Below are 20,326 nucleotides of genomic sequence, written 5' to 3' on the forward strand. Positions count from 1 at the left end.
ATATTTTTTAACCGAAAATAATGGAAAAGAAAAATACGCCACCCAAAAAGGGTACTGAAGATGTTATTGATAAAAAGCTTGCGCCGCAGCCGGAAAACGCCAAAACGGAAAGCTTAAGGCCTCAGACGGCCGATGCTACAGGAGCGCAAATGACTACCAATACGGGCCTTGCCATTAATGACGATCAGAACTCCTTAAAGGCAGGAGATCGCGGGCCAACCCTGCTGGAAGATTTTATATTGCGGGAAAAGATCACCCATTTTGATCATGAGCGTATTCCGGAGCGCGTAGTCCATGCACGGGGATCAGGGGCGCATGGCATTTTTAAAGCCTATGGAAATGTATCGAACATTACTAAAGCCAAATTTTTACTGGAAACCGAAAGAGAAACTCCGGTATTCGTGCGGTTTTCAACAGTGGCGGGCTCGAAAGGCTCTACTGACCTTGCCAGGGACGTCCGGGGTTTCGCAGTGCGATTTTATACCGAGGAAGGGAACTTCGATCTGGTAGGTAACAACATGCCCGTATTTTTTATACAGGATGCTATGAAATTTCCTGATCTCATTCATGCCGTAAAGCCGGAACCTGATAATGAGATACCGCAAGCCGCTTCCGCTCACGACACTTTCTGGGATTTTATTTCACTTACACCGGAATCGGCGCATATGATCATGTGGGCGATGAGCGATCGTGCCATACCGCGAAGCCTCCGGATGATGGAAGGGTTCGGAGTACACACCTTCCGGTTCATCGACGAAGCAGGTAAGGCCTGTTTTGTCAAATTTCACTGGAAACCCTTATTAGGTGTTCATGCCGTCGCATGGGATGAGGCGCAGAACATTTCCGGTAAAGACCCCGATTTTCATCGCCGTGACCTTTGGGACGCCATCGAAAGTGGTGCATTTCCCGAATGGGAACTGGGTGTGCAGGTCATTCCGGAAGAAGATGAATTCAAATTCGATTTTGATCTCCTTGATCCGACTAAATTGGTTCCGGAAGAATTGGTGCCCGTTCAACGTATCGGTAAAATGACCTTGAACAGGAACCCGGACAACTTTTTTGCGGAAACTGAACAGGTAGCTTTTCACCTGGGACATATCGTGCCTGGGATAGATTTTAGTAATGACCCTTTATTGCAGGGCCGGCTATTCTCTTACACCGATACCCAGTTGAGCCGCCTCGGAGGACCTAACTTCCAGGAAATCCCGATCAATCGCCCGCTCAACGCTGTCCATAACAACCAGCGTGACGGGCACATGCGCCAAACAATAAATAAGGGAAAAACGAGCTATGGACCAAATTCATTAGGCAATAATGACCCGCAACAGGTAAAGGAAACTGATGGCGGGTTTGTGAGTTACCAGGAGCGGATCGAGGCCCGAAAGATCCGAGCAAGGAATAAAAGTTTCTTTGATCATTTTAGCCAGGCCACACTATTTTTTAACAGCCAGTCGCAACCGGAAAAGAACCACATTATCGACGCATTGACCTTTGAACTTGGTAAAGTAAAAACGGTCGCGATCCGCGAACGGATACTGGGTATGCTCCTGCAGATCGATGCGGGACTAGCCAAAATGGTGGCTGACGGTCTCGGCCTACAGGTGCCTGAAGTTCCTGTACTCAATCAAAATATACCGGCAGATGCCGACCCGGCGGATTATGCTTCTGTGAAAGGCAAAAGTTCGGTAACAAGCTCACCCGCCTTGAGTATGGCGGCTACCGTCAAAGATACGATCAAAAGCCGGAAGATCGCGATCCTGGCATCAGAAGGTGTAAACGCGAAAACGCTTAGCGCTGTCAAAGCGGCATTAGAAGCTGAAGGGGCGGTTGCAGAAATTATCGCTCCGAAGTTGGGTATCGTCAACGATGGCATTGAAGTCGACCAGAGTTTTCTTGGCGCTGCATCAGTATTGTTTGATGCAGTTTACGTAGCGGGAGGTAAGGGCTTGGACACTGAAGCCCATGCCTTGCATTTCATGAACGAAGCATTCAAGCACTGTAAACCCATTGCGTTTGAAGACGGAACAGAGACGACATTGGCGGCTACCAATTTTGCAGAAAAAGCAAAAGATGATCCGGGTGTCGTTAAAGGTCCCGATTTAATAAAGAACTTCGTCACTGCCATCCAGGGGCATAGGGTTTGGGAGCTTGAAAAATCAAGACTAATACCTGCCTGAGATGGATGTTAATAGTATATTGTGTTTTCAGGCATCCCGAAGCGGTGACCTGGATACCCTGAATCGCCTGCTTCAGGAGGGTGTCGCTGTGGACATTCGTGATGAGAAAGGTTATACGCCGCTGATCATCGCCTGTTACAATAACCAGTGGGATGCTGCAAAGCTGCTACTCGATTCTGGTGCGGACGTTAACTCCGGAGATGCCGGTGGTAACACTGCCCTGATGGGTGTATGTTTTAAAGGATTTCCGGTTATTGCCGAATTACTGATCCAATATGGTGCGGACCTTGATATTCAGCATGGAAATGGTGGTACAGCCCTGATGTTCGCCGCCATGTTCGGACGCAACGAAATGCTACGGTTATTAATAGCAAACGGCGCTGACCGGAGTTTAACGGACAACAGAGGGCTCAGCGCATTTGATCTGGCCGCACAGCAGGGAAATGAAAGTGGAATTGAAATTTTAGAAAGTCATTAAGGTCTTCATTTGTCCAAACAGCAACTGTATAAAAATTATTAAAAGCCCCGCGGAGCCCTCTGCGAGGCTTCTTGATAGAAATTATGAAACGAAGGAAAAACTTTTTCGAACGCTTTTCAGAATGGGCCACTAAAGCTACTGGTAGTTCTGCGGCATTTATCCTGGCCGTATCAGTAGTGGTCGTCTGGGCAGCCAGTGGTCCGGTCGCTAAGTATTCTCAAACCTGGCAGCTGATCATCAATACGGGAACAACAATCATCACTTTCCTGATGGTTTTTCTGATCCAAAAATCACAAAACAAAGATTCCAAAGCGATCCATTTGAAACTAAATGAACTAATTGCTTCCCATGAAGGCACCAGCAACCGGATGGTTGACATAGAAAATCTGACCGAAAGAGAACTCGATCAGCTACATAAGTTTTATGTGCAGATTTCTCAGCTGGCGGAAAAGGAGGGCGACCTGACCTGTACGCATTCAATTGATGCGGCCGAAGAAAATAATCGTAACAAGTCTGTAAGCCTTAAAAAAAGGCAGTCCTACATCAAACGAAAAAACTAAAAACGGCTGAAGTAAACGAATGGTTCATACCTGTTTGGTTTATCAAAGGTCCACTTTATCACAACTTGAATGTCTTTTTTCCAATGTACAAAAGCAGTTTTCAACAAGTAGCTATTCTCGGCGGGGGGCCTTCCGCACTGTTCATCTTCAAGCGTTTTGTAGCCTGTACACTACCAGAACTATCCATCACCATTTTCGAAAAAGATGACCGGCTCGGCTATGGTATGCCTTATGGTCAGAACGGGGCTGCGGATGAACATGTAACCAATGTTTCCGGCAACGAGATACCGGAATTGATGAGTGACCTGGCTGACTGGATCAAAAAAGTCCCTAAGGATACGTTGGACAAATACCATATAGACCCGGATAACTTCAATGATTATAAAGTTTTACCGCGTTTGCTTTTTGGACAGTACCTGAACGAACAGTTTAACCTCCTCCTCAAACAGGCTAGGGAAAACGGGATCGAGACCACGGTTTACTATAAAAGCAAAGTGGCTGATGTCATTGATGAACCAATAAAAAAAAACGTAAAGGTTTTGCTGGAGGACAAACGCAAGTTTGATTTTGACCGGGTCATCATATGTACGGGACATCTTTGGCCGGTCAGGAATGAAGGAAACGTCAGGGGGTGGTTCGATTCACCTTATCCACCCGCCAAGATCAGTATAAAAGCAGATCACGCTGTCGCCATACGTGGTTCTTCACTTACAGCCATCGATGCGATCCGGACTTTAGGCAGACATAACGGTACCTTTGAGAAAATAGACGGGAAGTTATGCTTCAGGGCAGATACCCCCAATTTCAAAATCGACATGTATTCCCGCAACGGTTTGTTGCCCGCGGTAAGGTTTCATTTGGAAGACTCACACTTGGGCAAAGAAACGGTGTTGCCCGTGGATGAGGTAAAAACGATACGGGACCAAAATGAAGGCTTTTTGCCTTTAGACTATGTTTTTGAAAAAAATTTTAAAGCCGGAATTTTAAAGCAGGACCCTGAATTTTATCAGCAGATCAAAGATATGGATATGGAAACCTTCGTGGACTGGATCATGGAACAGCGTGAGCAGGCTGACCCTTTTGAATTGTTGAAACAGGAGTACGCCGAGGCAGAACAGTCTATCAGGAAACGAGAGTCCGTTTACTGGAAAGAAATGCTTGCCATTCTGAGCTTTGCCATGAATTACCCCGCTAAATATTTTTCAGCAGAAGACTGGCTACGGTTGCAGAAAAAGTTAATGCCCCTGATTTCTGTTGTAATCGCATTTGTACCACAGAGCTCGGCTGAAACTTTACTGGCGATGCACCAGGCTGGGAAACTGGATCTTCACGCCGTAGGAGAAGATGGATCTTTCGAACCGGGCGAGGATGGGGGCGTAGTAATCGACGGCATCCATTATCAAACCTTTGTAGATTGCATCGGTCAACCTCATTTGAAATACGAAGAATTGCCTTATCCAAGCCTATTGAAAAACCGCACCCTCAGCCCGGCGCGTTTAAGGTTCAGAAATCCGGTAAGAGGCAGGGAACTAACAACAGTTGGTCAGCAAAAGGCAGTTAGCGATGATCAGGGTCATTATTACCTGACGGTGCCAGGTGTAAGTATCAATGACAGCTTTCAGGCAGTTGATGAGTTCAATGCATTGAACGAACGAATTTATATCATGGCCGTTCCTTTCATCGGAGGCTTTAACCCGGATTATTCCGGCCTGGACTTTTGTGAAGCGGCCTCTAAGGCTATTATTGACAGTTTATGAAATTATTTATGGTCTTACTGGGGGCTAAAAGCTCCGAAACGAAATGTCGAACAGCATGATTTCTTTTTTCAGCATAGCTGAAAAGCTTGGCGACCTCAAACAACAATTCATCGATTTCAGGCGGGATGCTGGTGATAGCTTGCATATCGAACGTGTTTTTTTATCAACCAGGGCAGCTATACTTCCGGAATACTGGAAGAACAGCATAACAAGGTATTGACGGTACAAGACGGCCGGCTGTCTGCGCTGAAAGCCAGTATGATCACCGGATTCTTCAAAAATGCGATCATAAAAAGATTAAAGGGGCAAAACGCCCATATCGATGAAAATACGGGATCGATGTAAACGACATTTACCGGATCGAAGATTTATCGTCACCGGACACAAAAGCCCACTGACATATTATTCGCTTGACCGTGGTTGAAAATGCCTATGCGGACGAAATATACCTCTGCTGTTTAAAGATGAATCAGCAAGATTAGCGCTTATTTATCCTCGTCACTCTCAGCCCTGGCGCTGGCTTCGGCTTCCAATAAATTGGTTTCAATAGGGTTTTTCGCAAGCAATTTGGCGAACCAGGAGAGATTTTCCGTCATAAATCGCAGACTTTTGTTCGTATAGAAGTAGCGTTCGCCTCCGGCTTCTACATAATCGTCTTCGCCGCCCGCCAGCCCTACCCAATAGGCGTTCGCATTTGGCGGGATCGTAAACCCTACCTCCTGCATGGACCATAATACCTGGGCCGCACAACTGTGCGCACCGTCTTCATTGCCTGTAACCAGGCATCCTGCCACTTTATTATAAGGCATGAACTGGCCGGTTTTTTCGTCGATCAGGTTTTTGTCACGAAACACCGCGTCCAGACGTTCAATAACTTTTTGGGCGGGAGAGGCGAGATGCCCCATCCATATAGGAGCGGCAATTACAAAAATGCTGCAGTCCCTGATCTTTTCAAGCAAGGCGGGCCATTCATCGCCGTCGCCTTCATCGGACGAGTTTCCAGTCAGCACATTATAGTCGTTCAGCCTGATGATTTCTGTTTCAAATCCTTTTTCCCTTAACTGACCAGCTGCTTTTTTGGCAAGTGCTTCGGTATTTGAGAATTTCGGCGCACGTTTAAGCGTACAATTGATAAATAATGCTTTCATTGATATTAAAAAAAAAGAGCCGCCATTCGGCAGCTCCTGAAATCTGATTTTTTTACTTCGAAGCGTCACGCAAAACCTTTACCTCGTCGTGAGCGGCGTTTACACCACTCTGCTGACGTCCAATGATCTCGCGGGCATTTGCACTCAGCTCCGGATCTTCCAGTGCATCACGGTACGCTTTTTTGATAGCATCTTCTCCTCGTTCCGCTTCTGATAAAATGCTTTCGCGCGTATTACCGCCAAATACGGACTTCACGTCTATCCATACACGGTGCAGGCTGCCCGAAACGCTTGTTCCGGTTTCCACTTCACCTCCTTCAGCACCAACCAATGTGGAAAGTTCCTGGCTGTTCTCGCGGCTTTGGGCTGCATATCGCTGAAAAATTTCTTTCAGGTCAACGTTTTCGTCTTTAATATCTGCTATCGCTTTCTCAAAACCGGCTATCCGGTCATTGTTGATCTCGATCAGTTCGTTAAGAACTGAAGTTGTTTTGGTTTCCATAGGTTTGATTTTAATTGAACATTTACTATCTGATACAACGTCCCGAGAGCTTGATGGTTTTAATTAAAATTAATTATAAAGAAATTATTTATGGTATGATAATCGCTAATTAATAATTATGAAAATCGTCAAGTTGATCCCTAAAGCAAAAACCGTTATTGAAAGTTCAGTTTCGAAGTTATTTATAGACAGTGACGCGACTATTTTTGCGGGCACACCACGTCAATTCTTAAAAAATAATCCCAAAGTATTTACACCCAATAATGGATTCATTGCCTGACTTAGTTTACCATGAAAAGAATTTCCACATCAACTATCCTATTAGTTTCAGTGACGGCTGGTACAGCCTGTTGGCTGATATTCGGTAGTATTTTAAAAAGAACGGTTAAAATACAAGTCAAAAAACTCACGGCTGGAATGATCAGTTATGACTCGGGTATTTCTATAGAATTAACACGTCTTTTAATGGACATGATTACAAGTTAAGGTTGGACAAGGAAACGTTTTGAGGATGGCAGGTTTTGCAGCGCAGCACCCGCTGTATTATTGAAATAAGCATAAACAGTTTTTCCCTCATTTATCCATTCCCGGGTACAGGTTGCATACTCGAAAAAAAAATCAACACCGTAATTGCCCTTGTATCGGCCCTGGCCCATGAAACCAAAGGTAAATCTAATTGTCCACCTTCAGTTCCGTTGGGAAGGCAGAAGCAGGCACATCCTGTAAAACGCTGCAAGCCTGGTACCTGTTTAATAATTCATATATATGGCCGTTATGCCACGAGGGGAGACGAAATTCGACCGCCAATGGCCAATCAGTACTTGTTAACATGCCCAGTAATTCATCTAACTGGGCTGACGCCCGGTAGTTCACACCGGGCGGAAACTTGATCAGTAAGGTCCCCTGTCTCTTCTTAGCAGGCGATATCGCGTTCATAAACTCTGTTAAGGCAGCTAAAGAAAACAGCAAGTTCTTTTGACGCGTGATCTCCTTCCATAATTTAAAAGAACCGAAAGCCAGGCGGAACTTCCTCAACCCACCTGTTGATAGTTTTCGCTCTCGGCAGTTTGTAAAAAGAACGGTTCACTTCCAGACTGTTCTTTAGCAGCGCGCAACAGCTCAGCCTCGCCAGGTCTGCATGAACTTAAGTAAAATCCCGCTTAGGTATGGATAATTGCAAACTACCCGCCCCACCATAAAAAAAAACATTTTTGCAACAAGCCGGGATACAGGATGTTTTGGTGAAAGGATGATTAGTAAATCAGAATTTCTATTGAATTGGGTGAAGAAAAAATATGGAGGAAAGATCATTCCCGTAAGTGATGTGCCCTATATTGATCACGTAATGGCGGTTGCCGAAATTGCAGCAAATTACGCGGTATTCGGTTATGAAGCGGGCCTGTGCCATGATATGCTCGAAGATCATATTTGTACCGATGTTGAATTGATCGATGCTTTGTCCTCCTGTGCCTACAGTTTAGCGGAAATAAATACTATTATGGTTTTAGTACTTGAATTGACTGATAAGTATACAAGTGGAGCTTTCCCTAAACTAAGCAAGAAAGAACGACGGCGAAAAGAGAACAAGCGACTGAGTAAGGTTAGCGCCACTGCACAAACCATCAAATATGCGGATCTATTATACAATATGGACTGGAAGCTGCGATATGAGCCTGAAAAAGCGAAACGTTACCTGAAGCGAAAAATCCGATTATTACAGCGTATGGATAAAGGCAGCACTGCTTTGCGGAAAAAAGCATTAGACCATGCGTATAGCTGCATATCATGCATGTAGCTATATTTAACGAATAGAGCGCCTGTAAAATGAATTGGTAAACCTGCGTTAGTGGCTGGTGGAGAAAAAGGATGAAGTTATTGCCGAAATCATCGCTGAGACGCTACGATTTATCACGTGTTCCAATGTTTGTCTAAAAACCCTTGGGGAACTACATATCATCACCGGGAATAAGTGCAAACTGTCTCAACCGATCTGGGCGTTCTTCCTGCATTTTTTAGAGGACTGGTTAAAGTATAATAGTGACGCACTTCATTGCGCGCTCTTAAGTCTTGAGCGCAATATACGGCCAGCAAAGGTTTTAAGAGATTTCTTATGAACACAGCAATCGGTCAGCGTTTTGTTAAAAGACTCGCTGGGGCTGTTCATTCAGGGAGACAAGCGAGACGCGTCTATTTTGATCCGTTGACCGGTGATTCTTTTTTGAATCCGCTGAACAAGGATTATATAACGTTGGCCGGCGCCGGAACAATGAACGCATTCATATCATTTTTCGTTCGTATATCTGGTCAAACCGAAACAGGCAATACTGCGGATCTTCAAAAAGATTAAATGATATCAAAGAGATTACAGCCGATACTTTTCAGGCCGGCAAAAACCAGTAGCGATTTTTCAGATTCATAAGTCCATATTATCGAATCACGCAGCAACAACCATGTTGAATAAGTTGCTGTAACTTGTTCTCATTGTAATAAAATATTGTCTTGCCGTAATAATTCCCCGATCTGTTCTTTTACAAGAATTGCGCTAAAAATATATTGGTATTCAAACATTTCACTGCTAATTTGTTTGTTTTTATGTTAATTGCTGAATATGTCTGGTATTAATAAGGTGTTTTTGATTGGTCATTTAGGTAAAGGTCCGGATTTACGTCATCTTGATAACGGCGACGCTGTCGCATCCATCCCTTTGGTTACCTCAGAAATGATTTGCAAAGGTGACCAGCAACAAGTGGTCACCGAATGGCATAATATTGTCATGTGGCGATCCATCGCAGAAAGTTCGGTACAACTGATAAAAGGGCAATTGGTGTATATCGAAGGTAAGCTCCGTACCCGTAATTTTACGGATCGATCTGGAATTAAAAGATATGTAACAGAAATTGCAGCAGACCATTTCGAAATACTGACCTGATCCTGACCTAAACTTTTTGGAACCAGGCTGTAATTTTTTTTGCAGACTGCACTACTGCCATTACTTTGCGGAATTTCTTATTATTAAAACAGGGTTACAATTTGTAACCCCCGTTTTATTCTAACAGCGCTTGTACCCACCCCATATATTAAGAGTTTAAATTTTGGTTTGCCAGCGCGCCTGTAATTGCGGACGTCGCTCGGACATTAAAAATTCGTTAGCGTGAAATAGCGCCGCCCATGTTCTCGCTGTAGGAGAGGTATTTAAATTATCAACTTCTAACCTCCCGGCGCATGAAAAGACAATAAGCCAACGCGAAACAGCAGGTCATACAGGCTAATAGCCCGCTGAACTGTGGCCATACGATTATCAGGCTTTGCGTAAAAGGTAGCGGGGATGGAATCGCCCCCGCCATTTGCTCCATTGTCAGCGGCCCCAGACTGCGTACCGATGGCATTAGTAAGGTTGTAACAGAATCAGTATATAGCTGGTTAGGTGATATCCGCAGAATATTCAATACCATATCGTTGTAACTGATCGCCTGCTCCTGCGTGAGCTGCGATGGGTCAGGTAGCAGCGATCTTAGGAGCAGGTTAACGATAATCTGGTAAAATATCGTAAAAAAAAGCCAAAGCCCTATTGCTGTGATCGCCGAAGTCGCAGCCTGTCTGAATATAATGGAAAGCATCATCGATAAACTCAGCCAGAAAGCGACATAGGTGATGGTGATGAAAACAAACCCTGCGATCCGAAACAATTCATCCGGCTCCATCCTTACGCCCGTTAAAATGAGGCCGGCACCGATCATCAGCAATGCAAGAACAATAAATAAGCTGCTTATGATAAGCAACGCGCTGCTAAATTTTGCGAGCAGCAGATTGTCCCGGTAAACCGGCTGGGCCATCAGCCGTATAAGCGTTCCGTTATTCTTTTCTGAATTAATCGCATCAAAGCCCAGGCCAATACCCAGCAATGGTGCTAAGAAGCTTAAAAAGATATGAAAAGGCGGGATCGAGTTATCTGTTACCGTCAGCAGTTTGAGATAAAGTAAATTGTGGTCCGGATCATGTGAATTTCCGGTAATCGGCTTGATGTTCGAAAGCGAGCTATACATGGCCGCAATAAATGTTAACACAATCAGCGCTATCAGAACGACGAAGCGCCAGCTGCGAATGTGGTCGGTTATTTCCTTGCTCAGCATCACGGCGAATGCACCTGCTTCAGACTGTTTTTTTGTAATCTCTTTTACTTGTGCCGGTTTCAAAATATTTTTGATAAATATCGTCAAGTTCATAATTCTTTTGATTTACACTGATAATGTTGCAATCATTTTCAACGAAGAAACGCACCAGGGCCGGAGTTATATTCCGGCTGCACCTGAACTCAATCGTGTTGCCTTGATAGGAAATGTCATCGATGGCCTCCCAGGCTTTCAGTATCGCTTCAAGCGGCCAGGGATGAGGTAAGTCGTTTTCCACGACAATCGAGGTCATGTAGCCGTTTTTGCCAAATAATTGCTGGGCTAAGCTTGCCTGGTTACCTTCTGCTAAAACCCGCCCCTCCACAAATATTCCGACCCGGTCACAGACCTGCTGGACATGATGTAAATGGTGCGAGGAAAGTAAAACCGTCAGGCCTTGTTCCCGGCTCAACTTTCTGATCAGTGCCAAAAAATCTTTTACGCCGGTAGGATCAATACCAAGAGTAGGCTCATCTAAGATGATCACCTCCGGGTCCTTTATGAGCAAATCGGCCAAACCCAGGCGCTGTTTCATCCCTCTGGAAAAGGTGGCGGTCTTTTTCATTCCCGCTTCAGCCAGTCCGACTACGTCAAGTACCCGTACTGCTTTGTCTTTAAGCTGCCGCTCAGGCAGGCCATTAAGCCTTCCGATATAAAGCAGGTTATCCAACGCCGTTATGTGATCATAAAAGCCGACGCTGTCAGGCATGTAGCCTACCTTCTTTTTTACTTTTATGGCATCACTCGTCGCGTCATATCCACAAACCGTAGCTGTTCCGCTTGTTGGTTCGGTTAGACCCAGCATCATGAGTATGCTGGTGGTTTTTCCAGCGCCATTGGGTCCAAGCAGTCCGAATATTTCTCCTTTATGGACTTGAAGGTTCAAATTATCGACCGCGAGGTGACGGCCATAACGTTTCGTTAGGGATCTTAGTTGTATAACAGGATCTTTCATGCGTACAGAAAATTATCTTCTTCCATATTTACGAATGAGGTAATAAACGATACCGACGGCAAGGAGAATAACGACCATACCTATCCAGCCAGCAAGAAGGGATGTTTTAACGGCCAGCCTGAAGGCCACCTGGGAATTTGTACTGCTATTGGAAGCCGTGAAAGTAGCAGCGTAGTCACCGGCAAGTGTCTTATCCGGGACCTTAAGGGTCAATATAACGTTCCGAGAATTTGACGGTTTTATGTCATTGATGTTGGAAGGCTCGAAAGTTGCCTCCCATCCAGCCGGCAATTGACTGGATAGGTTGATATTGTTCAGGGATAAGGTACCGGAATTTTTTACAACCAACTGAAGCTGTTTTTGGCTTCCTGATGTAACCTCTTCACTCAATCTTCCAGTCGGGGTAGTCAAGCTTAAGCTGTATGTACCTTTGACCACTGCTTCGAGCGTCAGAGCAATGGTATCTTTACCGGTTATGGCGTGAATTGGAATTTTATATTTCCCTGGTCTGGCCTCCGGCGATGCATTAACCTCAACTGAGATATCCTGTGATTTGCCGCGATCAATATTGATTGAAGTTACCTGGCTGCTTTCGACTTTAAAAGCGATGATCCAACCCGCCGGGAGATTGGTCTGTAAGTCATATACATGCGCCGCATCGGATCCGTTCCGCAACGTCGTGCTGTAACGAAAGGTTTCGTTAGTGGCCGCTTCAATGTTAATGAGCTTTGCACTGAAGCTGGAACCTGACTTGGACTGGGGCGGAGATTGCTGCGCCCGGACATGGACAAACGTAATGATTGATACAAAGACCAGGGTTGTCCGGCGTAATACGCTTAGTGGTGGTGTAGATAATCTGGATAACATAATTCAACGACTAAAATGATTAATAATAGCTTTCAAAAAATGCTGAAAAAAAAATTGGTTTAAGAGTTAAAAATTGACGGTCCAAATAAAAAAGCCTATTTAAAATCTTACAATAGTTTTAACATTTTTTAACAAAAAAATTGAATGAGGTTATGGTAGTTACCAATGACGAGCTACAGGGAATCAATTGGCATACGCTTACGATACTTAGAATAAGGTTCTCAAAATTGGATACGCATATAAGGCCTGGTACACTTTCATTATGCCCTGGACGCTACAGATGTAAATATTAATATGGGAAAATGCTGACAATGGGCCCTCTCTATGCCATTACCTTTGTCCTATGGCAGCAATTAATTATTCCATACTCGATCTGGCGACCGTCATAGAAGGACATACCATAGCAGACAGCTTTAACTATAGTGTGGCGAATGCGCAGCAGGCGGAAGCTTTGGGCTATACCCGTTACTGGTTCGCGGAGCATCATAATATGGCGAGCGTAGCCAGTTCGGCCACCAGTTTACTGATCGGACACGTGGCAGGTAAAACCGCAACTATTCGTGTCGGCTCAGGTGGTATTATGCTGCCCAACCATTCGCCGTTGGTAGTAGCTGAACAGTTCGGTACCCTGGAAACCTTATATCCCGGACGTATCGACCTCGGACTGGGCCGGGCACCGGGCAGTGACCAGGCAACAGCGCTGGCCATACGTGGCCAGAATATGAATGCGGCCTTTCATTTTCCGCAGGATGTAGCCTCAGTCCAGCATTATTTTGCCGGTGATCATACGAACGGCGTTAACGCCGTTCCGGGTGAGGGTTTAGATATCCCGATCTGGATACTCGGTTCCAGCCTGGACAGTGCAAAGCTGGCGGCCACAAGGGGACTCCCTTATGCCTTTGCCAGCCACTTTGCGCCGGCTTATTTTTTTCAGGCCATCGAACTTTACCGGAATATGTTTAAGCCATCACGGTATTTATCCAAGCCTTACGTCATCGCTTGCGTAAATGTGGTAGCCGCCGATACTGATGCGGACGCGGAATATCTGGCCACTTCATTACAGCAATTGTTTAAGGGAATTATTACCGCAGGAGGGGACTTTTGCCTCCTCCAGTGGAAAGTATGGACAGCATCTGGAGTGCTGCCGAGCGGGAAGCCGCCATGCAGATGTTAACTTATTCATTTTTTGGCAGCAAAGCCACGATTCAAGCCCAATTGAATGACTTCATCAGCCGTTCGGGCATCAATGAATTGATGGCTACTTCGCATATCTACGATCAAAGAGCCCGCCTGAGATCCTACCGTTTGCTTGCAGAAGCTTTAAATGCATAAATTAGCGTATGGAAGATTTAAAAAAACTCGAACGTATCGTCGAGGCGCGATTGAAACTCAAAGCGCGTTTCGAAGAGCAGATACAGTCTACGCCGTCGATGGCGGATGACCTGCCAAAAGGTTCAGGCAAACTCAATCGGCATGGCATGCCCACCATTCCGGTTGGCCAGACTGTTACAGTCAAATGGCCGGTTCTCGACCTGGGTTACCATCCCAATATTTCGCAGGAACGCTGGCGGCTGACCATTGATGGTGCCGTTGAGCACCCCGTGGTGTTGACCTGGAAGGATTTTCTGACCCTGCAGCAAACCAAAGATACTTCCGATTTTCATTGCGTCACCACCTGGTCGAAACTGGACATGCATTGGATAGGAGTTAGCCTACTCGACCTGGCCGCGCTGGTGCTTCCCAAAGCCGAAGCCACCCATTTGCTTTGCCACGGTTATGACACCTATACTACCAACATCGCACTGGAAGAAGCGCTCAAGCCGGATGTGCTTTTAGTTCACACCTTTAATGGCCAGCCGCTGCCCCTGGAGCATGGCGGCCCTTGCCGCATGATTACGCCGCAACTTTACGCGTGGAAAGGTGCCAAATGGATCAAACGCATTCAGTTCCTCACCGAAAATAAGTTAGGTTTCTGGGAAGAACGCGGCTATTCCAATACTGCATACCCCTGGCGCAATGACCGCTATGACGACTGATCAGAGCCCTGCCATTCGCTAATTCCGGCGTACCCGTCACCCTGCAAATGACATTGGTTTTGTTTTGGAGTTGCTCCCAGTTACTCAATGATCCTTTTCTGGAGGGCCTCTTTGATTCGTTTAATCCTTTTCATAGATATCAGAATCGTCTTCCAGCGTTGCAGGCAATAGCCGCATCATCCCTGTTGCTGTTCGATCAATTTAGAACAGCGGACAATTCTCGCAGTTATTCCGGGCTGTTCTGATTTAATTTTTTAAGGAGTTGTTGAAATCTCTGTAATTTTAGCTGTAACGGGTCTTGGTGTATTTGTTTTGCATGTGCTTTCAACAACACATCGGCAAGGCAGTTTGCACTAAATAAAAACTGTGTTTGCCCTTTTAATTGGAGTGTTCATGCTTCGTCCAAACCAGTTTAGATACATCATAACCCAAAGCCTGGGCGTGCTTAAGGTAGGCAGTTTGGGTTGCTGCAGGCATCGATTTTTCCCGGGACAGCAGCCATAAATAGTTCAGGTTATTGCCGGCCACCAAAGCGTAACGGTAATCCGGATCAATCGCGATGACATTATAACCGGCATAGAACGGACCGAAGAAAGATACTTTCAGGCGGCCTGTCCCTGCGTCCCTGACGGGTTTGGCTTTCCCAATACTTTCTTTCCATTTTTGTTGGACATAGTTGTAGCCTTTGTTATCTACCCTGATCGTCCCGTCATCGTTAAGCGAATAGCTGGCACTGACATCAGACAGGTTACGCTCGAACTTAAAATCCATCCGCGCGACTTCATACCAGGTACCGAGATAGCGTTGTTGGTCGAAAGGCCGCACGGCTCTAGCGCCCTTTGGAATGGTTACACAAGAATTCAATACTACTGCGGCAGCCGCCGCGGCCACACCAGCAGCGAGACCGATCTTCCAGGTTTTTTGTTTCATTGAAGTGTAACAGATGAAGCGCCAACATGTTTAGCTATCCGATGTGAACTATTTACCTCCAGCTTGTTAAACGACCTATCGGATAATACTAAAATGAGGCAGATGATGAATGAATTTTTCCGCGCTGTTATAACGACCCGGGGCACCAACCAAGTGGGTGACGCCTCGTCAAGAACTTTATCAACCATGGCTGTTCAGGATAAGTGTTATGCTATAGCGTTTTCAAAATAATCAGCCTTCCGGCAGCGCCGTGAGTGGCCGGGCAACTTTACGATATAAATTGACTTTTTCCATGTTTCTAAGTGATGTTAAATGATCAGCAAAACACAGATAGAGTGAAAATCATCGGACCTTTCTCAGCACACGAAGCCCGTCTGAAATTGTATTTATTCCAAGTAGTTTAATCCAGCTGAAAATATAAGCTGCTTCGTCGAAAAAAGTATTTTAACTTCTGCGTTTTTTGCCCTCTCAAAGATTAACAAGCCGGCTTGCGTTCCTTATGCCCGCTGCTATCGAAACGGTCCGATTTGCAACAGAGTATTTCGTTATATCGTTCCAGCAGACGAATGTATTTTTCCATCCAGTAATACTTAGCCTGGTTTCGGCTCTCACCGGGCAAAGGATCGGTATCCTGGATTTTCAATGCAGACGGCGCTTCCTCATTTACTAAAGGGGGAAATTCCCCAGAAAAGTCGTATTCAATTACAGCGCCGATTTTTATAATATCAGCCATATTAAGAATGGGGTTTTTAAACCAGTTGTACATGGTTTGCCGGCTAATTCCGATTTTTCTTGAAATTTCACTTAACCCCGTATGGCTCCGGCGTACGACCGATTCCACAATTTCACCACAATGGACTGTTCGGATATCTGCTGTGGTTAACGGAATTATAAGTCTGAGGGCTGCATCGCCCGTTAAAATGCCAATATTGTCCATATCGTGCTGAATTAGTAAGATGCCTTAAATTATGGTTTATAATTTTACAATTGAATTGTAACCATATAGCTTGATGAAGTAAAGGAAGTGGAATCTGTCTGAATTATGGGCTAATAAGGGTTACCATCGCAAGTTAGCAATTTTTCCTCATGCTCCTATTTACAGGGCACGAATGTATCATAGAATGTAAATAAGCTGAGAAATACGTACATGGTTTAAACCATGTGTAAAATCTTTTTCTTGTGGAATACTTTCAGTGATGCGGTAAAAAGGCGGGCGGGCGAAAAAGTATCACGGTTAGTGCGCACACGTGCTTAATTGCTTACTATGTTGCCAATACTTTTTGCAAAACTTACAACGGGCATGACAAAAATTACCATTGTTCTGGGCTGGGAAGCTGGTCAAGCGAATGAAAGTCAGCTGGTCTTGGAACGTTCCCAATAAATGCAAGGGGAGATTTTATTTAAATAAAGGTTAAATAATTTACGGAAAAGATAAAAACCAAGAATATTATGCGTACATTGTCAACTTATTAATTATCATAAAATGCAACAAGGAACAGTAAAATTTTTTAATGAAACAAAAGGGTTCGGATTTATCACACCTAGCAATGGTGGAAGCGAAATTTTTGTTCACTCTACAGGGCTGATTGACAACATTCGTGAAAATAGTATTGTCAGTTTTGATGTGGAAGAAGGTCGCAAAGGCCCCAACGCAGTAAATGTAAAAGTAGCTTAATTCACTATAACTTTATGTGAAGCACCTCTCTTAATAGAAAGGTGCTTTTTTATTGTTCAATTTAACAGTCACCCTCTTAATAATTTCGTACCAGGCATGGCTAATGGCACGTTTTTTAAACTCTCAAACGCATTTCCTTCCAATTTAGGCCACTTTTACAAAAGCCCTTCAAAATCCCTGGCTACCTGCGGTAAATAGCTTACAAACAAACAGATCGAAAAATCCATTTAATAAAACAACTTGTAGTCTATGTCGAACACTTCACCGTTTTATTAATAGTAAATCCTGTTGTTTGTTCCTTAAATTACCTTCGTGATTTTTTTTTATTATTTTACGAGGCTTTGGACATGGTTTTGTAATAACTGAACCATTAAGCTCGCAGCATATGTCAAAAAAAATTCTGGTCATTGACGACGATGAGGATATCCTCGAAATACTGAACATCGTGTTCCAGGAATCTGGGTACGATGTTGTCTTATCCAACACGGGCGAGGCTGCGGGATATATCCAGGTGATCCACCCGGATCTTATTTTGCTGGATGTAAATATTGTAGGGTCCGGAAAGTCGGGATCGGAGATTTGCCGGGAAATCAAATCTAATTACGAGACTGCAAGTCTGCCCGTGATGCTGGTTTCGGCAGAAACCGATCTTGACCTGATCGCTGCAGGTTGTGGCGCTAACGCTTTTGTCAGGAAACCATTTGACATCTACGAGTTATTGTTGCATGTTAAACAATACCTATCTTAGCAGAAAGATATTATAGCTATGATGGAAAAACAACCTGGTGGCCAGGCTCATAAAATCAGTTTGGCGAAAGAAGAACTGAAGTCGTTTTTTATTAGCCACCTCAATAAAATCTATGCAGCGAAAGCACATCTGGTTGCAAACCTTCCGGTAATCGCCGCTGAGGCCCATTTTAAGGATCTCCGGCATGCCATAACAGAAACGGTGGAGGACGTAGAAAAACAAATGGCAAGGATGGAACTGATTTTTGCTTTACTTGACAGCAGTATCGATCCTGGGAACTTCGGCGGATTAGCGGGTTTGGTAGATGATGCTTTTAAGGATATCAAACTGCACGCAAAAAAACACGAGTTACGCGATATGTCCATTTTGTTTTATTTGCACAATATTGAAAGCATGGAAATGGCATCATTTCAGATTCTTCAGATAGCGGCGGTCAAATTGAAAAATAACCAGATTAAACAGTTAATCCGGGAGAATTACGATGAAGCCAAAGCTGACAGGACGTTAATGCTGCTTATTGCTGCGAAGTACGTCACTTCAGTTGCATAGAAATTACTTGATTTCTGCTGTTTGAGGCTGTTTTTGTCTTTAAAAAAAGTCATACAAAAGGTTGCCTGATTTGATAATGATATTCATATGTACAAAAAAACAGATAGTAACGTAGAAAAAAAAGCCTCATTCGAGGCTTTTCTTCATAGGTAGATCGATATATGATGGTAAGGCGATCGGGCCTGTGAATGGTAAGAGCATGAACAAATTGTAATGTGCCTCATTATGAACAATTTTAGCGAACCATCAGTCTCGGCAAACAGGCAGGTAATGTTATTTTCTGCCGGCTCGGTTTCTTCATTGTTAATATAAATGATGCCTATGTTGTTCATCATGCCAATTCCGTGCCATACATCCTCATTGGCCTGATTCGTGGTAGTTGTAAGTTGTATTCGGCTGCTTACCTTAGAAATAAACACCGTTGCGCCGTTGTAGCAAACACAGAAGGCCCTTTCAAAAAGCCTGGTGGTCACCAGGCCCAGTCATCGTCATTCCGGCGAAACAAAATAAGTGCCGCAGCTATCAGCAGCAGGGTTAGCAACGTTTTGGTGATCATTATTCCTCCTGTAAGTTTTTTTGCCTGAATGTTTCCAATGCAATCAGCTTCATATTGTTACCCAGTTCTTCCAGCTTGCAGCATTTACTGCGGATCTTTTCCGGCAGGGCGTCAACAGTTTCGATGAGGTCGATATGGAAAGGGCAACGGTCGTCGATTGTTGGGTTGCCATCCAGGCTATCAAATAAATCGTAGGCTGATTGCCGGTCAAACCCCAGGTTAAATTCTCCGAAGGGTTCATAACTCCTGGGCGTTTTCAGGCTCATTAATAAATAAAACGATGATTCCATAATGACTAATTACGGCCCCGGTTTGGGGCCGTGTGGTTTTTTCGGTCAGTGGGCTTATTTAATTTCAATCTGTCGGCGTACGATTTTAGCTTCCTCTCGTTTGGCGATATCGATCTTCAGCACGCCATCCGTATATGACGCTTCGATGCTTTCCGCGTTTGCACTATCCGGAAGTGTGAATGAGCGAACCCATGAACTGTAGCTGTATTCGCGTTTGCTATAGTTCTTTTGATTGCTGTTGCGCTCGCTCTGCTGCTCCACCGAAACGTTCAGTACGTTGCGGTCAAGATTCAATTTGAAATCATCCTTTCGCAGCCCTGGCGCAGCCAGTTCCACGTGGTAATGGTCTTCAGTTTCACTGATGTTGGCCGCAGGCACACGACTGGTCAGGCGGTCGTTGAAGAAATTGTCATTAAAAAAAGAATCGAATACATCATTAAAGCCTGGCATTAATGAACCACTGTTTTTAACTGGATTAAATTTAACCAATGTCATAGGTTTTTTCCTCCTTAATAAATTAATGATTTGAAACTTATAATGTTAATTAAACTGGTCATGGGAGATCAAGCCGTATGCCAATTACGAAAACCGCGTTCGATGCTGCGAAAATTTCAGCTTTGATGAAAAATTTACAGCATCCCAATGTCAAAATTTCGCTGCGCTGATATTTTTGACGGAAAACTGTGTTTGAATGACGCAGGGCATGGACCGACTACGATCCGGTAAGGGACCACTTTAGATAAAGCATTGGCGTCATTTAATATGCTCGTCCGCTAAGCGTTCGAAAGGATGGCTTGTTTAGCATCCTGGCTTCATCAGACAGGCTCAGTGTCCCATAGTCTTTGCGGTGGGACTCAGTGCTGTTTCTTTTGGATGTTCTGCAACGTTGGCGCTGATTAAAATTGACAGCCTTTCCTTGATATGTTTTT

At 44.5% G+C, this 20,326-nt stretch carries 26 protein-coding genes and 1 pseudogene; 16 read left to right on the forward strand and 11 right to left on the reverse strand.

What is annotated here, in order from left to right; translation table 11 throughout:
* Window positions 1-20: 20 nt before the first annotated feature.
* The 5 genes from AC59JO_RS13540 to AC59JO_RS13560 all read left to right on the forward strand — a co-directional run bounded on the left by AC59JO_RS13540 (window position 21) and on the right by AC59JO_RS13560 (window position 5,192).
* Entirely contained in the window at window positions 21-2,177 is a 2,157-nt protein-coding gene (locus AC59JO_RS13540) for a catalase (RefSeq protein ID WP_413666706.1), read from the forward strand.
* Window position 2,178: 1 nt separating this feature from the next.
* Window positions 2,179-2,655 (forward strand): ankyrin repeat domain-containing protein, encoded by a 477-nt coding sequence (locus tag AC59JO_RS13545; RefSeq protein WP_497305918.1) that lies wholly within the window; start codon window positions 2,179-2,181, stop codon window positions 2,653-2,655.
* Window positions 2,656-2,738: 83 nt separating this feature from the next.
* Window positions 2,739-3,215, forward strand: coding sequence for a low affinity iron permease family protein (locus tag AC59JO_RS13550; protein ID WP_413666708.1), 477 nt, complete (start codon window positions 2,739-2,741; stop codon window positions 3,213-3,215).
* A gap of 83 nt (window positions 3,216-3,298) precedes the next feature.
* Complete coding sequence (locus AC59JO_RS13555) at window positions 3,299-4,972, forward strand: FAD/NAD(P)-binding protein (protein WP_413666709.1); 1,674 nt, start codon at window positions 3,299-3,301, stop codon at window positions 4,970-4,972.
* 43 nt (window positions 4,973-5,015) lie between these two features.
* Complete coding sequence (locus tag AC59JO_RS13560) at window positions 5,016-5,192, forward strand: hypothetical protein (RefSeq protein WP_413666710.1); 177 nt, start codon at window positions 5,016-5,018, stop codon at window positions 5,190-5,192.
* 265 nt (window positions 5,193-5,457) lie between these two features.
* Here AC59JO_RS13560 and AC59JO_RS13565 read toward each other — a convergent pair whose 3' ends face one another.
* Both AC59JO_RS13565 and AC59JO_RS13570 read right to left on the reverse strand, forming a co-directional pair.
* The gene (locus tag AC59JO_RS13565) at window positions 5,458-6,120 is read right to left on the reverse strand and encodes a flavodoxin family protein (RefSeq protein WP_413666711.1); all 663 of its coding nucleotides are present in this window, start codon (window positions 6,118-6,120) and stop codon (window positions 5,458-5,460) included.
* A 52-nt stretch (window positions 6,121-6,172) separates the two neighbouring features.
* Window positions 6,173-6,622, reverse strand: a complete 450-nt coding sequence (locus tag AC59JO_RS13570; protein ID WP_413666712.1) for a ferritin-like domain-containing protein — start codon at window positions 6,620-6,622, stop codon at window positions 6,173-6,175.
* Window positions 6,623-6,913: 291 nt separating this feature from the next.
* Here AC59JO_RS13570 and AC59JO_RS13575 point away from each other — a divergent pair, with 291 nt between their 5' ends.
* The gene (locus AC59JO_RS13575) at window positions 6,914-7,108 is read left to right on the forward strand and encodes a hypothetical protein (protein WP_413666713.1); all 195 of its coding nucleotides are present in this window, start codon (window positions 6,914-6,916) and stop codon (window positions 7,106-7,108) included.
* On the opposite strand, the gene AC59JO_RS13580 is transcribed toward AC59JO_RS13575, so the two are convergent.
* Window positions 7,105-7,278 (reverse strand): DUF72 domain-containing protein, encoded by a 174-nt coding sequence (locus AC59JO_RS13580; protein ID WP_413666714.1) that lies wholly within the window; start codon window positions 7,276-7,278, stop codon window positions 7,105-7,107. The two genes, AC59JO_RS13575 and AC59JO_RS13580, sit on opposite strands and share 4 nt — an antisense overlap.
* A 16-nt stretch (window positions 7,279-7,294) precedes the next feature.
* Window positions 7,295-7,709, reverse strand: a pseudogene (locus AC59JO_RS13585) (DUF72 domain-containing protein).
* Window positions 7,710-7,904: 195 nt separating this feature from the next.
* Between AC59JO_RS13585 and AC59JO_RS13590 the strand changes: the two are divergent.
* From AC59JO_RS13590 to ssb, 3 genes are all read left to right on the forward strand, one after another.
* Window positions 7,905-8,417 (forward strand): hypothetical protein, encoded by a 513-nt coding sequence (locus AC59JO_RS13590; RefSeq protein ID WP_413666715.1) that lies wholly within the window; start codon window positions 7,905-7,907, stop codon window positions 8,415-8,417.
* Window positions 8,418-8,732: 315 nt separating this feature from the next.
* Window positions 8,733-8,969, forward strand: a complete 237-nt coding sequence (locus AC59JO_RS13595) for a hypothetical protein (protein ID WP_413666716.1) — start codon at window positions 8,733-8,735, stop codon at window positions 8,967-8,969.
* A 261-nt stretch (window positions 8,970-9,230) separates the two neighbouring features.
* Window positions 9,231-9,551, forward strand: a complete 321-nt coding sequence (gene ssb, locus AC59JO_RS13600; RefSeq protein WP_413666717.1) for a single-stranded DNA-binding protein — start codon at window positions 9,231-9,233, stop codon at window positions 9,549-9,551.
* Between the two features lie 271 nt (window positions 9,552-9,822).
* Here the strand turns inward: ssb and AC59JO_RS13605 are convergent, their stop codons facing one another.
* The 3 genes from AC59JO_RS13605 to AC59JO_RS13615 are packed head-to-tail and all read right to left on the reverse strand — an operon-like array spanning window position 9,823 to window position 12,613.
* Window positions 9,823-10,845 (reverse strand): ABC transporter permease, encoded by a 1,023-nt coding sequence (locus tag AC59JO_RS13605; RefSeq protein ID WP_413666718.1) that lies wholly within the window; start codon window positions 10,843-10,845, stop codon window positions 9,823-9,825.
* Window positions 10,772-11,746 carry an ABC transporter ATP-binding protein gene (locus AC59JO_RS13610; protein WP_413666719.1) on the reverse strand — a complete coding sequence of 325 codons (975 nt, stop codon included), beginning with the start codon at window positions 11,744-11,746 and terminating at the stop codon, window positions 10,772-10,774. Before AC59JO_RS13610 ends, AC59JO_RS13605 begins: the two co-directional genes overlap by 74 nt.
* 12 nt (window positions 11,747-11,758) lie before the next feature.
* Window positions 11,759-12,613 (reverse strand): COG1470 family protein, encoded by an 855-nt coding sequence (locus AC59JO_RS13615; RefSeq protein WP_413666720.1) that lies wholly within the window; start codon window positions 12,611-12,613, stop codon window positions 11,759-11,761.
* 343 nt (window positions 12,614-12,956) lie between these two features.
* On the opposite strand from AC59JO_RS13615, the gene AC59JO_RS13620 reads away from it, so the two are divergent.
* The 3 genes from AC59JO_RS13620 to AC59JO_RS13630 are packed head-to-tail and all read left to right on the forward strand — an operon-like array spanning window position 12,957 to window position 14,649.
* Window positions 12,957-13,787: an LLM class flavin-dependent oxidoreductase gene (locus AC59JO_RS13620; RefSeq protein WP_413666721.1), complete on the forward strand. Its 831-nt coding sequence runs from the start codon at window positions 12,957-12,959 to the stop codon at window positions 13,785-13,787.
* A complete protein-coding gene (locus tag AC59JO_RS13625) occupies window positions 13,775-13,945 on the forward strand; it encodes a hypothetical protein (protein ID WP_413666722.1) in 171 nt (56 codons plus the stop codon). Before AC59JO_RS13620 ends, AC59JO_RS13625 begins: the two co-directional genes overlap by 13 nt.
* Before the next feature lie 8 nt (window positions 13,946-13,953).
* Window positions 13,954-14,649: a molybdopterin-dependent oxidoreductase gene (locus tag AC59JO_RS13630; RefSeq protein ID WP_413666723.1), complete on the forward strand. Its 696-nt coding sequence runs from the start codon at window positions 13,954-13,956 to the stop codon at window positions 14,647-14,649.
* A gap of 378 nt (window positions 14,650-15,027) precedes the next feature.
* On the opposite strand, the gene AC59JO_RS13635 is transcribed toward AC59JO_RS13630, so the two are convergent.
* Window positions 15,028-15,579, reverse strand: coding sequence for a lipocalin family protein (locus AC59JO_RS13635; RefSeq protein WP_413666724.1), 552 nt, complete (start codon window positions 15,577-15,579; stop codon window positions 15,028-15,030).
* A 475-nt stretch (window positions 15,580-16,054) separates the two neighbouring features.
* Window positions 16,055-16,516, reverse strand: a complete 462-nt coding sequence (locus tag AC59JO_RS13640; protein ID WP_413666725.1) for a hypothetical protein — start codon at window positions 16,514-16,516, stop codon at window positions 16,055-16,057.
* Between the two features lie 546 nt (window positions 16,517-17,062).
* On the opposite strand from AC59JO_RS13640, the gene AC59JO_RS13645 reads away from it, so the two are divergent.
* From AC59JO_RS13645 to AC59JO_RS13660, 4 genes are all read left to right on the forward strand, one after another.
* Window positions 17,063-17,254: a cold-shock protein gene (locus tag AC59JO_RS13645; protein ID WP_413666726.1), complete on the forward strand. Its 192-nt coding sequence runs from the start codon at window positions 17,063-17,065 to the stop codon at window positions 17,252-17,254.
* A 385-nt stretch (window positions 17,255-17,639) separates the two neighbouring features.
* A complete protein-coding gene (locus AC59JO_RS13650; protein ID WP_413666727.1) occupies window positions 17,640-18,002 on the forward strand; it encodes a response regulator in 363 nt (120 codons plus the stop codon).
* An 18-nt stretch (window positions 18,003-18,020) separates the two neighbouring features.
* Window positions 18,021-18,551 (forward strand): DUF892 family protein, encoded by a 531-nt coding sequence (locus tag AC59JO_RS13655; RefSeq protein WP_413666728.1) that lies wholly within the window; start codon window positions 18,021-18,023, stop codon window positions 18,549-18,551.
* A gap of 344 nt (window positions 18,552-18,895) precedes the next feature.
* Complete coding sequence (locus AC59JO_RS13660) at window positions 18,896-19,135, forward strand: hypothetical protein (RefSeq protein WP_497305925.1); 240 nt, start codon at window positions 18,896-18,898, stop codon at window positions 19,133-19,135.
* On the opposite strand, the gene AC59JO_RS13665 is transcribed toward AC59JO_RS13660, so the two are convergent.
* Both AC59JO_RS13665 and AC59JO_RS13670 read right to left on the reverse strand, forming a co-directional pair.
* Window positions 19,107-19,397 (reverse strand): hypothetical protein, encoded by a 291-nt coding sequence (locus AC59JO_RS13665; RefSeq protein ID WP_413666729.1) that lies wholly within the window; start codon window positions 19,395-19,397, stop codon window positions 19,107-19,109. The two genes, AC59JO_RS13660 and AC59JO_RS13665, sit on opposite strands and share 29 nt — an antisense overlap.
* Window positions 19,398-19,451: 54 nt before the next feature.
* The gene (locus tag AC59JO_RS13670; RefSeq protein ID WP_413666730.1) at window positions 19,452-19,892 is read right to left on the reverse strand and encodes an Hsp20/alpha crystallin family protein; all 441 of its coding nucleotides are present in this window, start codon (window positions 19,890-19,892) and stop codon (window positions 19,452-19,454) included.
* Between the last annotated feature and the right edge of the window lie 434 nt (window positions 19,893-20,326).

Source organism: Mucilaginibacter sp. A5337 (genome assembly GCF_059690695.1).

Coding starts and splice junctions, on each gene's coding strand:
- AC59JO_RS13540 (WP_413666706.1), top strand. CDS start 21: ATGGAAAAGAAAAATACGCCACCCAAAAAGGGTACTGAAGATGTTATT.
- AC59JO_RS13545 (WP_497305918.1), top strand. CDS start 2,179: ATGGATGTTAATAGTATATTGTGTTTTCAGGCATCCCGAAGCGGTGAC.
- AC59JO_RS13550 (WP_413666708.1), top strand. CDS start 2,739: ATGAAACGAAGGAAAAACTTTTTCGAACGCTTTTCAGAATGGGCCACT.
- AC59JO_RS13555 (WP_413666709.1), top strand. CDS start 3,299: ATGTACAAAAGCAGTTTTCAACAAGTAGCTATTCTCGGCGGGGGGCCT.
- AC59JO_RS13560 (WP_413666710.1), top strand. CDS start 5,016: ATGTCGAACAGCATGATTTCTTTTTTCAGCATAGCTGAAAAGCTTGGC.
- AC59JO_RS13565 (WP_413666711.1), bottom strand. CDS start 6,120: ATGAAAGCATTATTTATCAATTGTACGCTTAAACGTGCGCCGAAATTC.
- AC59JO_RS13570 (WP_413666712.1), bottom strand. CDS start 6,622: ATGGAAACCAAAACAACTTCAGTTCTTAACGAACTGATCGAGATCAAC.
- AC59JO_RS13575 (WP_413666713.1), top strand. CDS start 6,914: ATGAAAAGAATTTCCACATCAACTATCCTATTAGTTTCAGTGACGGCT.
- AC59JO_RS13580 (WP_413666714.1), bottom strand. CDS start 7,278: ATGGGCCAGGGCCGATACAAGGGCAATTACGGTGTTGATTTTTTTTTC.
- AC59JO_RS13595 (WP_413666716.1), top strand. CDS start 8,733: ATGAACACAGCAATCGGTCAGCGTTTTGTTAAAAGACTCGCTGGGGCT.
- ssb (WP_413666717.1), top strand. CDS start 9,231: ATGTCTGGTATTAATAAGGTGTTTTTGATTGGTCATTTAGGTAAAGGT.
- AC59JO_RS13605 (WP_413666718.1), bottom strand. CDS start 10,845: ATGAACTTGACGATATTTATCAAAAATATTTTGAAACCGGCACAAGTA.
- AC59JO_RS13610 (WP_413666719.1), bottom strand. CDS start 11,746: ATGAAAGATCCTGTTATACAACTAAGATCCCTAACGAAACGTTATGGC.
- AC59JO_RS13615 (WP_413666720.1), bottom strand. CDS start 12,613: ATGTTATCCAGATTATCTACACCACCACTAAGCGTATTACGCCGGACA.
- AC59JO_RS13620 (WP_413666721.1), top strand. CDS start 12,957: ATGGCAGCAATTAATTATTCCATACTCGATCTGGCGACCGTCATAGAA.
- AC59JO_RS13625 (WP_413666722.1), top strand. CDS start 13,775: ATGCAGATGTTAACTTATTCATTTTTTGGCAGCAAAGCCACGATTCAA.
- AC59JO_RS13630 (WP_413666723.1), top strand. CDS start 13,954: ATGGAAGATTTAAAAAAACTCGAACGTATCGTCGAGGCGCGATTGAAA.
- AC59JO_RS13635 (WP_413666724.1), bottom strand. CDS start 15,579: ATGAAACAAAAAACCTGGAAGATCGGTCTCGCTGCTGGTGTGGCCGCG.
- AC59JO_RS13640 (WP_413666725.1), bottom strand. CDS start 16,516: ATGGACAATATTGGCATTTTAACGGGCGATGCAGCCCTCAGACTTATA.
- AC59JO_RS13645 (WP_413666726.1), top strand. CDS start 17,063: ATGCAACAAGGAACAGTAAAATTTTTTAATGAAACAAAAGGGTTCGGA.
- AC59JO_RS13650 (WP_413666727.1), top strand. CDS start 17,640: ATGTCAAAAAAAATTCTGGTCATTGACGACGATGAGGATATCCTCGAA.
- AC59JO_RS13655 (WP_413666728.1), top strand. CDS start 18,021: ATGATGGAAAAACAACCTGGTGGCCAGGCTCATAAAATCAGTTTGGCG.
- AC59JO_RS13665 (WP_413666729.1), bottom strand. CDS start 19,397: ATGGAATCATCGTTTTATTTATTAATGAGCCTGAAAACGCCCAGGAGT.
- AC59JO_RS13670 (WP_413666730.1), bottom strand. CDS start 19,892: ATGACATTGGTTAAATTTAATCCAGTTAAAAACAGTGGTTCATTAATG.